Below are 11,249 nucleotides of genomic sequence, written 5' to 3'. Positions count from 1 at the left end.
CCTCGGTCGGGAGGCGCCCTTGGTCAGGTGAAGCGGGCCGAGCGTGGCGGACCCGATGGTCCGTTGCAGCGCCTCTCGGCCCGTGGACCAGGATAGTGGAACCGGCCCCCGGCTGGCCATCCCGGTCGGGCCGGGCGTCCACGATCCGGGACACCGGCCGCGACCGTCCACAGTGGAGCACTGCGTTCACCCTGCACCTCCGCCCACCGATCCTCCTCGCGGGGAAGGCGGCGCTCACCTCATCGACTGCCCTCCTTGAAAACTGAAACACGTTCTAATACGCTCCTCGCGTGGACTACGGAATCGTGCTGTTCACCAGCGACCGGGGCATCACCCCGGCGTCCGCGGCGCGTGCCGCGGAGGCCGCGGGGTTCGCCACCTTCTACGTGCCCGAGCACACGCACATCCCGGTGAAACGCGAGTCGCCGCACCCGCGCACCGGCGACGCGTCCCTGCCCGACGACCGCTACAGCCGCACCCTCGACCCCTGGGTCGCGCTCGCGACGGCGGCCGCGGTGACGTCGCGGATCCGGCTGTCCACCGCGGTGGCCCTGCCAGTGGAGAGCGACCCGATCACGCTGGCCAAGACGATCGCGAGCCTCGACCACCTCTCCGGCGGGCGCGTCACGCTCGGGACCGGCTTCGGCTGGAACGTCGACGAGCTGACCGACCACGGCGTCCCCGGCAACCGCCGGCGCACGGCGCTGCGCGAGTACCTCGAAGCGATGAGTGCACTGTGGACGGAGGAGGAAGCCTCCTACGCCGGGGAGTTCGTCTCCTTCGGGCCGAGCTGGGCGTGGCCGAAGCCGGTCCAGGCGCACATCCCGGTGCTGCTGGGCGCGGGCCCGACGGAGAAGACGTTCCGCTGGATCGCCCGCCACGCGGACGGCTGGATCACCACTCCGGCCGACTCCGACCTCGACGGGCACGTGGCCCTGCTGAAGGAGATCTGGCTCGACGAAGGGCGGTCGGGGGCGCCGCGGATCTGCGCCCTCGGGGAACGCCCCGATCCGGACCGGTTGGCGCACCTGGATTCCCTCGGCGTCACCGAGACGATCTTCGGCTTGCCGGACCGTTCGCCGGACGAGGTCGAGGCGTGGATCGGGCGGCTGGCCGGCAAACTCGGGCTCGCCGTCACCCTCTGAGGATCGCCTCAGAACCAGTGCAGGCAGTGCGGGGCCCGCTCGGTGCGGAACAGCGTGTCGGCGAGCGCGGCCGCGTCCGCATGGTGGACGCGAACGTGCCCGGCCCGCACGAGCGTGCTCGGCGCGACCCCGCCGAGGTACACCGAGCCCAGGTCGGTCACGTCGAGCGACAGGTCGGGTGCCCGGTCCGTCGGGACGCACTCGCCCTTGCCGTCGCGGACCGTCAGCAGATAACGCCCGTGCTCGCCCAGGAACGGGTCCTCGACGTCGAGGACGAGGTCGCCGTCGGCTGACCAGGCGCGGGCCGTCAACGCGCGCGGGACGTCCAGGAGGCGCACCCACAGCCAGTCCGTCTCGTCGCTCACCTCGGCCGCGCGGAAGTCCGCGAGCTGCCAGCGCAGCGGGTGGTCCGGCGGGCACTGCTTGAACACGACGCGGGTGGCCAGGTCGTGGTCGAGCAGGAAGCGGGCCAACGCCGTCGCGACGGCGTCGTCGGCGGCGATCGTCTCGTCGACCGTCAGCGTGCCGTCGAGCAGGTAGGTCGCGTACCCGTCCGGGACACCGCCGGGATCGCGGTGCAGGGCGACGTACCGCGGGGCCGCGGAGATCGGCGGCTGCCCGGCACCGGCGGCCCACCAGCGGTGCGGCCGGGACAGCGCGCCCGGCCGGGCCCGGCGGTAGCGGTCGTAGACGTCTTCCAGCAGTTCACCGCACTCCGCGCGCCGCAGCACTTCGATCGAACCTTCCGCCGGGACGGCGGTGCTCCGCGGGGCGGCCTGGTTCCGCTGCACCGTCAGCCGGTGGGTGGTGGTCGCGGGGCCGTAGCCGAACCGGCGGTAGATCACGGCCTCGCTGGCCAGCAGGACGGACAGGAACTCCCCGCGCGCCCGCGCGTCGGCGAGCTGGTGCCGCATCATCGCGGTGAGCAGGCCCCGGCGCCGGTGCGAAGGCAGGACGCCGACGGCGGTCACGCCCCCGGCCGGGACGACGACCTCCCCGGGCAGCGTCAGCTCGAAGGAGTACGCGGCCGCGGTGCCGACGGGCCGGCCCTCCGGCGTCACGGCGAGCAGGCCGCGGTCCATCTCCAGCGCCGACCAGACCCGGTCCCCTTCGGCCGGGATGCGCCCGAAGGCGGCGAAAAGCGTGTCGACGAACGTGTCGCGGTCGTGCTCGGTCGTGGTGCGGATCTCCATCGGGGCACAGTGCCGCGCCGGACCGTCACCGGGCAAGCGAATAACTCGGTGGGGCCCTTTGCGTCCCTGAACACACCGGCGGCGTGCCGTGTTTCTCCGCAACCCCGAAGCCTTCATTGTGACTACGGCTTCGGATCGGGGTTGCGGGAGGCCTGGGTTTCGGTGGTGCGCGGGTTTTCGACTGGCCCTCGCCTCCGTGTTGGCTGACCCCGGGGGGTCAGCTCTTCGCCGCGACCCCCTGTCGCGCCCGGAGGTCGAGCTCGATCTGCTCCAGCGTGCGTCCCTTGGTCTCCGGCACCAGCCACTTGGTGAGCACGAACAGCACCACGTTGATGCCGGCGAACAGGAACATCGATCCGCCGATGCCGAGCGACTTCGGGTCGGAGATGATCGGGAACACCGCGCTCACGATGCCCGTCGCGGCCCAGAGGACGACGCTGCTGACGCCCATGCCCGCCGCGCGGAACTTCAGCGGGAACACCTCGGACATCATCACCCAGACGACCGCGCCCCAGCCGAGCTCGTAGCCCACCAGGTACAGCACCATCATCACCAGCATCAGGATGCCGCGGGTGCCGGTGTCGTGGACGTTCAGCACGACGAGCCCGGCCGCCACCAGCGTGAGCACCATGATGACGTTGCCGATGAGCAGCAGCGGCTTGCGGCCCCAGCGGTCCACCACGAACACGACCCACGCGGTGAACAGGAACTTCGTCACGCCCAGCAGGACACCGGACAGCAGCGCGGCCTGCGTCGCGAAGCCGAGGCCGATCAGCATCGTCGGGAAGTACGCGTTGATCGCGTTCACGCCGCTGAACTGCTGGCCGATCGCGAGCAGCAGGGCCACGACGAGCATCGGGCGCACGAAGCCGGAGAACAGGTCGCGCAGCCGCGGCTTGTCCTCGGTGTCGAGCCGGATCACCTCGTTGATCGTGGCGATCTCTTCGTCGAGGTTGACGGTGTTGCCGTGCGCGCTGGCCAGGACCCGCCGGGCTTCCTCCTCGCGGCCGTTCTTCACCAGCCAGCGCGGGGTCTCCGGGAGGAACACCAGCCCGACGAGCAGGATCACGGCCGGCACGATGGCGCCGGCGAACATCCACCGCCAGGCCGATACCGGGCCGAGCCAGTAGCTGACCAGGAACGCGATCAGGATGCCCAGCACGATGAAGATCTGGTTCAGCGCGCCCATCGCGCCGCGCAGCCGCGCCGGCGCGAGCTCGGACAGGTAGGTCGGCACTGTCGACGACGAAAGGCCGATGCCGAGGCCGATGACCAGCCGCGAGATCACCAGCAGCGCGAACGTCGGCGAGAACGTCGCGGCGAGGGTGCCCACGATGACGATCGCCGCGGCGACCTGGATCGTGCGGCGGCGGCCGAGCGCTTCGTTGGTGCGGCTGGAGAACAGCGCGCCGACGATGGCACCGACCGACAGGCTGGCGGTGATCACGCCCTTGTCCCAGCTGGTCAGTGCCCAGAGTTTCCCGATGAACGGGAGCACCCCGGAGATCACGCCGAGGTCGTAGCCGAACAGGATGCCGCCGAGCGCGCCGAAGAAGTACAAGGTGGTTCGGCTGATGTGCCGCGCCGGGGCTGTCTGCGTCATTGCCGGGTCGCCTCTTTCGTAGGTCCAGTCCAGCCAGCGGCCACCACACTCACACGCCGGAAAAAGCCGGGCAAGACAGTCGTTGATAACGATTCAGAAACCTGATCGACGTTCACATATGTGATACCGCTTGGCGCACAACGTTGCTCCGTCCGCCACACCCTCCTTTCCGGTCCCGAATCGGTACACAATGGACACGGCCGGCCGGTTCCGGCGGTTCACGAAATCCATTGTGGACGGATCGCGCGGGCGAAATCGTCGAAGGGTTTGACCTGGTCGCAGCCCTGGTTTACCGTTTTCCGAAAGCGCTCCCAGCCTCCTATCGGTCAACGCATGGAGGCAAACGTGCGAAGCACGCGTTCCCGATCACCGAGACAATTGCTCGCGTACACGCTGGCCGCCCTGATGCCGGTCGCCGTCGCGGTCACCGTCGGCGCGCCGGCTTCCCCGGCCGCCCCCGCTCCGTACACGTGGCGCAACGCGGAGATCGGCGGCGGCGGATTCGTCCCCGGCATCGTCTTCAACCAAGCCGAACCCGGTCTCGCCTACGCCCGCACCGACATCGGCGGCGCGTACCGCTGGAACCCCGCCACCGGGCGCTGGGTTCCGCTGCTGGACTCGGTCGGCTGGACCGACTGGGGCCACAACGGCGTGGTCAGTCTGGCGACCGACCCGGTCGACCCGAACCGGGTCTACGCCGCGGCCGGGATGTACACCAACAGCTGGGACCCGAACAACGGCGCCGTCCTGCGCTCGGCCGACCGCGGCGCCACCTGGCAGGCCTCGGCGCTGCCGTTCAAGCTCGGCGGCAACATGCCCGGCCGCGGCATGGGCGAGCGGCTCGCGATCGACCCGAACCGCGACAGCGTCCTCTACCTCGGCGCGCCCAGCGGCAACGGGCTCTGGCGCAGCACGGACTCCGGTGTCACGTGGGCGAAGGTGACGGCCTTCCCGAACCCGGGCAACTACGCCCCCGATCCGAGCGACACAACCGGTTACCAGAGCGACAACGAAGGCGTCACCTGGGTGACGTTCGACCCGTCGACCGGCACCCGCGGCAACACCACGCAGACCATCTACGTCGGCGTCGCGGACAAGGCGAACACCGTCTACCGCAGCACCGACGGCGGCGTGACGTGGGCGCGGCTGGCCGGCCAGCCCACCGGGTTCCTGGCGCACAAGGGCGTCCTCGACCCGGTCGGCGGCTACCTCTACCTCGCGACCAGCGACACCGGCGGCCCCTACGACGGCGCGAAGGGCGACGTCTGGAAGTACGCGACGAAGACCGGCGCCTGGACGCGGATCAGCCCGATCCCGTCCGACAGCGCGGACGACTACTTCGGCTACAGCGGGCTGACGATCGACCGGCAGCACCCGGACACGCTGATGGTCGCGACGCAGGTGTCGTGGTGGCCGGACGTCATCTTCTTCCGCAGCACCGACGGCGGCGCCACCTGGACCCGGATCTGGGACTTCACCAGCTACCCCGACCGGTCCCTGCGGTACACCCAAGACATCTCTTCGGTGCCGTGGCTGACTTTCGGCACCCAGCCCGCTCCCCCGGTGCCGTCGCCGAAGCTCGGCTGGATGACCGAGTCGGTCGAGATCGACCCGTTCGACTCGAACCACCTGCTGTACGGCACCGGTGCGACCATCTACGGCACGTCCGACCTCACCAAGTGGGACAGCGGCGGGAAGATCACGCTCAAGCCGGTCGTCGGCGGCCTCGAGGAGACCGCCGTGCTCGACCTGGTCAGCCCGCCGTCGGGCGCGCCGCTGATCTCCGGGCTCGGCGACATCGGCGGGTTCCGGCACGACAGCCTCGACGCCGTGCCGTCGACGATGTTCACCTCGCCGGTGTTCACGACGACCACCAGCCTGGACTACGCCGAGCTGACCCCGGCGACGATCGTGCGCGTCGGCACCCTCGACCGCGGCGCCCGGCCGAACGACAACCGCGTCGCCTTCTCCACCGACGGCGGCAAGAACTGGTTCCAGGGAACCGAACCGGGCGGTGGCGCGAGCGGCGGGACGGTGGCCGCGGCCGCCGACGGCAGCCGGTTCGTGTGGAGCCCGGACGGCACGGGGGTCAGCTACTCCGTCGGTTTCGGCTCGTCGTGGACGGCGTCGGCCGGCATCCCCGCCGGCGCGGTGGTCGAGGCCGACCGCGTGGACCCGAAGCGGTTCTACGGCTTCGCTTCCGGCCGGTTCTACCTCAGCACCGACGGCGGCGCGACGTTCGCCGCCACCGCGGCCAGTGGGCTGCCGAGCGGCCCGGCGCACTTCAAGGCGGTACCCGGCGTGCCCGGCGACGTCTGGCTGGCCGGCGGGTCTGGGTCTGCGTATGGACTCTGGCACTCCACCGACTCCGGAGCGTCCTTCACGAAACTGAGCGGGGTCGCCGAAGCCGACAACATCGGGTTCGGCAAAGCCGCCTCCGGCCGGACGTATCCGGCGTTGTACACCATCGCGAAGATCGGCGGGGTGCGCGGGATCTTCCGGTCGGACGACGCCGGGGCGTCGTGGACGCGGATCAACGACGACCAGCACCAGTACGGCAACATCGGGGCCGCGCTGAGCGGCGATCCGCGGGTGTACGGCCGGGTGTACGTGGGCACGAACGGGCGAGGCGTGATCGTGGGCGACTCGGGCGGTGACCAGCCGCCGCCGGCTTCCACGACCACCACTACCCCGCCGCCGACGACCACCACCACCACGCCGGTGCCTTCGACTTCGTGCACCGCGGCCTACACGGTGACGAACCAGTGGCAGGGCGGTTTCCAGGCCGACGTGAAGGTGGGCAACGCCGGAACCGCGCCGGTGACCGGCTGGACGGTCTCGTGGTCGTTCGCCGACGGCCAGCGCGTGACGCAGGCGTGGAATGCGCAGGTGACGCAGACGGGCACGGCGGTCTCGGCGGTGGACGCGGGCTGGAACGGCACGATCGCCCCGGGCGCGAGCGCGGGCTTCGGCTTCACCGGCACCTCGGGCACGACCAACTCCAAACCGGCCGCGATCAGCCTCAACGGTAAGCCCTGCACCACTTCTTGATGCCCGTGAAGGCCTCCTTACCGGCTTCTACGACCGGTAAGGAGGCCTTCACGGCTTTTCGGGGTGCCGTCGTAGGACGTGATCAGTGCGGGACCGGACGTGCACGGCCAGGTGTTCCACGTCCAGCCGCGATAGGACGCCCGGTACCGGTCGAGCCAGTCCATCAGGCCGGTCACGTACCCGCTCGCGCAGTCGTTCTCGCCGATTCCCTCGCCACCGGGTAGCCGATGCCGGAGCACGCCGAACCGCCGTCACGCCAGCGCCGAGCAGTGCTGGTCCGGAACGCTTCGATCGCTCCCCTGGGGACGGGACACGTCGTGAGAGCGCTCCCAGCAGCGGTGGCTGCTACCCGGCACGTCCCGGCGATGTAAACCCCCCGCCGATCTTTCTCGCGGATTCCCGGATTCCACTCGAACGGCGGCATCGGCCGGCACCGGCGGGTGGCGCAGCGCGACCACGACGAGCCGTTGCCTCCTCACGGCTTCGGCCGTTCAGGAGCGTTCAGTTCCCGGCGGGCGCCACGAAGATCGCCGAAAACGGACCACCGGGTCGGCCCGCGTCCGGGTCGCGCTTTACAAGCGCGACACACCGGGGTTACCTTTCCGGCGGCTGGAAGCGCTCCCATGCCAGGTCGCCTCAACCGAACGCGGCCACCACCCAGGGGCGCCGTGGTGCGAGCCACGGCGCCCCTGTCCGCGTCCCGGGAGGCCCCGATGCACAGGTTCGCCGCCGCCCTCGCCGGAGTCTGCCTCGCCGCGGCGGGCACCACGGCGGTCGTCGCCGCCGGTCCGGCCACCGCCGCGCCGGCCTGCTCGGTCGGCTACCGCGTCAACTCGTGGCAGACCGGGTTCACCGCCGAGATCACCGTGACCAACGGCGCCACCGCGCTCTCGTCCTGGACGCTCACCTGGCACTACGCCGGGTCCCAGTCCGTCACGTCGGCCTGGAACGCCACCGTCCGCCAGTCCGGCACCGCCGTGACCGCGGAGAGCCTGCCCTACAACGCTTCGCTGCCCGCCGGCGGCACGGTCTCGTTCGGCCTGCAAGGCACCTCGACCGGCCCGGACCCCACGGACTTCGCCCTCAACGGCGTCACGTGCGGGGACACCACTCCCCCGGTCACGACGACCCCGACCGCGCCCACCACCACGACGCCCACCACCACGACGCCCACGCCACCGCCCGCCGGGTGCGCCGACGCGACGGTCTGCGACGACTTCGAGCAGCAGACCGGCAGCGCGCCGGCCGGCCGCTGGACCGTCGGCGCGGCGAACTGCCAGGGCACCGGCACGGTCGCCGTCGACACGGCGATCGCGCACTCCGGCACCCGCTCGGTGAAGGTCGCCGGTGGGGGCGGGTACTGCAACCACGCCTTCTTCGGGACGAGCGTGTCCGGCTCCGGCGTGCTGTACGGCCGGTTCTGGGTCCGCCACACCACCGCGCTGCCCGCCGGGCACGTCACCTTCATGGCCCTGCGCGACACCGCGGACGGCGGCCGCGACCTGCGGGCCGGCGGGCAGAACCAGGCCCTGCAGTGGAACCGCGAGTCCGACGACGCGACGCTGCCCGCGCAGAGCCCGGTCGGCGTCGCCCAGAGCGTCCCGCTGCCGACCGGCACCTGGTCCTGCTTCGAGTTCGCGATCGACGGCGCCGCCGGGCAGCTGCGGACCTGGCTCGGCTCCGCCGCGGTGCCCGGGCTCGTCGTCGACGGCGTCCCCACCCCCGACGTCGACCAGCAGTGGCTCGCCCGCGCCTGGCACCCGGCCGTGACCGACCTGCGGCTCGGCTGGGAAAGCTACGGCGGGGACGCCGACACGCTGTGGTTCGACGACGTGGCCGTGGGCGCCTCGAGGATCGGCTGCTAGGCCGCGACGATCCGGTCGATCTCGGCCAGCTCGTCGTCGGTGAACCCGAGGTTCTTCGTCGCCGCGACGGTGTTCTCGAGCTGGGCGACGCTGCTGGCCCCGATCAGCGCGGACGTCACGCGGCCGCGGCGCAGCACCCACGCGATGGCCAGCTGGGCCAGTGTCTGGCCGCGCCGCTTCGCGACATCGTTCAGCGCGCGGATCGTCGCCAGGGTCTCCTCGGTGAGCCGGTCGGTCGTGAGGAACGGGCTGGCGCCGGCGGCCCGCGAGTCGGCGGGGACGCCGTCGAGGTAGCGGTCGGTCAGCAGGCCCTGGCTCAGCGGCGAGTACGCGATCGAGCCGACGCCGTGCTCGTCCAAAGTGTCCAGAAGGCCGTCCTCGACCCAGCGGTTCAGGATCGAGTAGGACGGCTGGTGGATCAGCAGCGGCGTGCCCAGTTCCTTCAACGCGGCCAGCGCGGCCGTCGTCTGCTCCGGCGAATAGTTGGAGATGCCCGCGTAGAGCGCCTTGCCGGACCGGACCGCGGTGTCGAGGGCGCCCATCGTCTCCTCGATCGGCGTCTCCGGGTCCGGGCGGTGGGAGTAGAAGACGTCGAAGTGGTCCAGTCCGGTGCGCGCGAGGCTCTGGTCCAGGCTGGCCAGCAGGTTCTTGCGCGAGCCCCATTCGCCGTACGGGCCGTCCCACATCAGGTAGCCGGCCTTCGACGACACCAGGATCTCGTCGCGGTACGGGCGGAAGTCGGCGGCGTAGTGCTTGCCGAAGTTGGCCTCGGCCGCGCCGGGCGGCGGGCCGTAGTTGTTGGCCAGGTCGAAGTGCGTCACCCCGAGGTCGAACGCCCGGCGCAGCACCGCGCGCTGGACGTCGAGGGGCTTGTCGTCCCCGAAGTTGTGCCACAGGCCGAGCGACACGGCGGGCAGCTTCAGCCCGCTGCGCCCGGCGCGCCGGTACGGCATGTCCGCGTAGCGGTCTTCGGCGGCGGCGTAAGGCGACATGGTTCTCCTCGTCGGCTGGGGTCCGCGCAGTCTAGCGACGGGTGATCAGCGCGCCGGCGAACGACGCGGCGGGCGGCAACGCGGGCAGGAGCGTCGCCTGGTAGGCGTGGTAGATGTCCGGCTTGCCGGCCCAGACCGCCGCCGCGGGGCGGTTCTCCGGGTCCAGCTCGTGGTGCCACGAACCGAGCTCGCGGTCGACGAAGCACGCCTCGGCGTGGTCGCACCACTCCCGGAACCGGTTGAGGTAGGCCGCCTCGCCGGTTTCCTGGTGCAGCGTCCACGCGGCGGCGATCGCCTCCGCCACGACCCAGTGCAGGCGCGTGCGCACGACCGGCGTCCCGGCGAAGTCGGTGGTGTAGACGAATCCCGGCCGTCCGTCGACGGCCCAGCCGTGGCGGACCGCGGTCGCGAACAGCGCCTCAGCGTCGGGCAGCAACCACTCCGGCGCGTCGGTCCCGAGCGCGCGCTTGAGGTGCACGGCCAGCCGGGCCCACTCGAAGAGGTGACCGATGGTGGCGCCGAAGGGCCGGAACGGGTGGGCGGGCTCGTCGCGGTTGTGGTCCAGCCGCACGTGCCAGCCGGCGTCGTAGTGCTCCGGGAGCAGCCAGCCGTGGGCGCGGGCCTCGCCGTGCACCAGGCGCTCCACAATGGACAAGGCGCGCCCGGCCCAGACCCGGTCGCCGGTGACGTCGGCGGCGGCCAGGAACGCCTCCACGGTGTGCATGTTGGCGTTGGCGCCGCGGTAGTCCTCCAGGTGCGTCCAGCCGCGGTCCCAGACGTCGGCGACCCGGCCGGGGTCCGGCTCCCAGAACCGGCGCTCGACGACGTCGAGCGCGTCGGCCAGCAGCGGTTCCGCTTCCTCGGCGCCGGCGGCCACCGCGCTCGACGCGGCCAGGACGACGAAGGCGTGCTCGTAGGCGCGCTTCTCTGACAACGTTGTCGTCGCATACCAGCCGCCGTGGTCCGGGTCGCGCAGGAGGCCCGTCAGCGCTTCGACGCCGTACGCGACCTGCGCTCCGCTGTCCGCCCCCTGCAGCCGCGCCAGCGCGAAGACGTGCGTCATCCGGCAGGTGATCCACGTTTCGACGGGCCGGTCGAGCACCGGGCGGCCGCCGTCGTCGAGCCAGGCGAAGCCGCCACCGGGGTGGGCCGCGCGGCCGGCGAAACCGAGCAGGCGGGCGGGTTCGGCGCGCACCCACGCGGGAACCGATGAGGGAATGTCCACTCTCTGCCTTTCTCGGTGATCGACGGCCTTCCGTCAAGGTAGGCCAAGGCACCGGCCCCGGTCACCGCGGGATGTTCCGGAAGTGACCACCGCCGCGTATCCTGATCGTGAGAGCGCTCCCAGTCTTCGACGCACGCTACCCGACGAAGGGACTGACGTGACCAGGAGACGAAGT

Annotated in this window: 7 protein-coding genes and 1 riboswitch; of the genes, 3 read left to right on the top strand and 4 right to left on the bottom strand. The window is 71.4% G+C overall.

Annotation, left to right across the window (positions count from 1 at the left end; all coding sequences use genetic code 11):
- Positions 1-4 precede the first annotated feature (4 nt).
- Positions 5-83: riboswitch (S-adenosyl-L-homocysteine riboswitch) on the bottom strand.
- 207 nt (positions 84-290) lie between these two features.
- Entirely contained in the window at positions 291-1,145 is an 855-nt protein-coding gene (locus tag ABFJ78_RS11470; protein ID WP_436385869.1) for a TIGR03619 family F420-dependent LLM class oxidoreductase, read from the top strand.
- 8 nt (positions 1,146-1,153) lie between these two features.
- Here ABFJ78_RS11470 and ABFJ78_RS11465 read toward each other — a convergent pair whose 3' ends face one another.
- Positions 1,154-2,338, bottom strand: a complete 1,185-nt coding sequence (locus ABFJ78_RS11465) for a GNAT family N-acetyltransferase (RefSeq protein ID WP_436385868.1) — start codon at positions 2,336-2,338, stop codon at positions 1,154-1,156.
- 217 nt (positions 2,339-2,555) lie between these two features.
- Positions 2,556-3,941, bottom strand: coding sequence for a sugar porter family MFS transporter (locus ABFJ78_RS11460; RefSeq protein ID WP_436385867.1), 1,386 nt, complete (start codon positions 3,939-3,941; stop codon positions 2,556-2,558).
- Between the two features lie 345 nt (positions 3,942-4,286).
- Here ABFJ78_RS11460 and ABFJ78_RS11455 point away from each other — a divergent pair, with 345 nt between their 5' ends.
- Positions 4,287-6,992 carry a cellulose binding domain-containing protein gene (locus ABFJ78_RS11455; protein WP_436385866.1) on the top strand — a complete coding sequence of 902 codons (2,706 nt, stop codon included), beginning with the start codon at positions 4,287-4,289 and terminating at the stop codon, positions 6,990-6,992.
- A gap of 713 nt (positions 6,993-7,705) precedes the next feature.
- Positions 7,706-8,857, top strand: a complete 1,152-nt coding sequence (locus ABFJ78_RS11450; RefSeq protein WP_436385865.1) for a cellulose-binding domain-containing protein — start codon at positions 7,706-7,708, stop codon at positions 8,855-8,857.
- Here the strand turns inward: ABFJ78_RS11450 and mgrA are convergent.
- Together mgrA and ABFJ78_RS11440 are read right to left on the bottom strand one after the other, a co-directional pair.
- A complete protein-coding gene (gene mgrA / locus ABFJ78_RS11445; RefSeq protein ID WP_436385864.1) occupies positions 8,854-9,849 on the bottom strand; it encodes an L-glyceraldehyde 3-phosphate reductase in 996 nt (331 codons plus the stop codon). The two genes, ABFJ78_RS11450 and mgrA, sit on opposite strands and share 4 nt — an antisense overlap.
- A 31-nt stretch (positions 9,850-9,880) precedes the next feature.
- Positions 9,881-11,074, bottom strand: a complete 1,194-nt coding sequence (locus ABFJ78_RS11440) for an AGE family epimerase/isomerase (RefSeq protein WP_436385863.1) — start codon at positions 11,072-11,074, stop codon at positions 9,881-9,883.
- Between the last annotated feature and the right edge of the window lie 175 nt (positions 11,075-11,249).

It is taken from the genome of Amycolatopsis sp. MEPSY49 (assembly GCF_051337345.1).
Taxonomy (GTDB): domain Bacteria; phylum Actinomycetota; class Actinomycetes; order Mycobacteriales; family Pseudonocardiaceae; genus Amycolatopsis.
The sequence above is the reverse complement of the archived record's forward strand: the minus strand, read 5'-3'. Positions and strand labels throughout refer to the sequence as shown.

Excerpts from the sequence above, each read along its gene's own strand:
- ABFJ78_RS11465 (WP_436385868.1), bottom strand. The coding sequence starts at position 2,338 with ATGGAGATCCGCACCACGACCGAGCACGACCGCGACACGTTCGTCGAC.
- ABFJ78_RS11460 (WP_436385867.1), bottom strand. The coding sequence starts at position 3,941 with ATGACGCAGACAGCCCCGGCGCGGCACATCAGCCGAACCACCTTGTAC.
- ABFJ78_RS11450 (WP_436385865.1), top strand. The coding sequence starts at position 7,706 with ATGCACAGGTTCGCCGCCGCCCTCGCCGGAGTCTGCCTCGCCGCGGCG.
- mgrA (WP_436385864.1), bottom strand. The coding sequence starts at position 9,849 with ATGTCGCCTTACGCCGCCGCCGAAGACCGCTACGCGGACATGCCGTAC.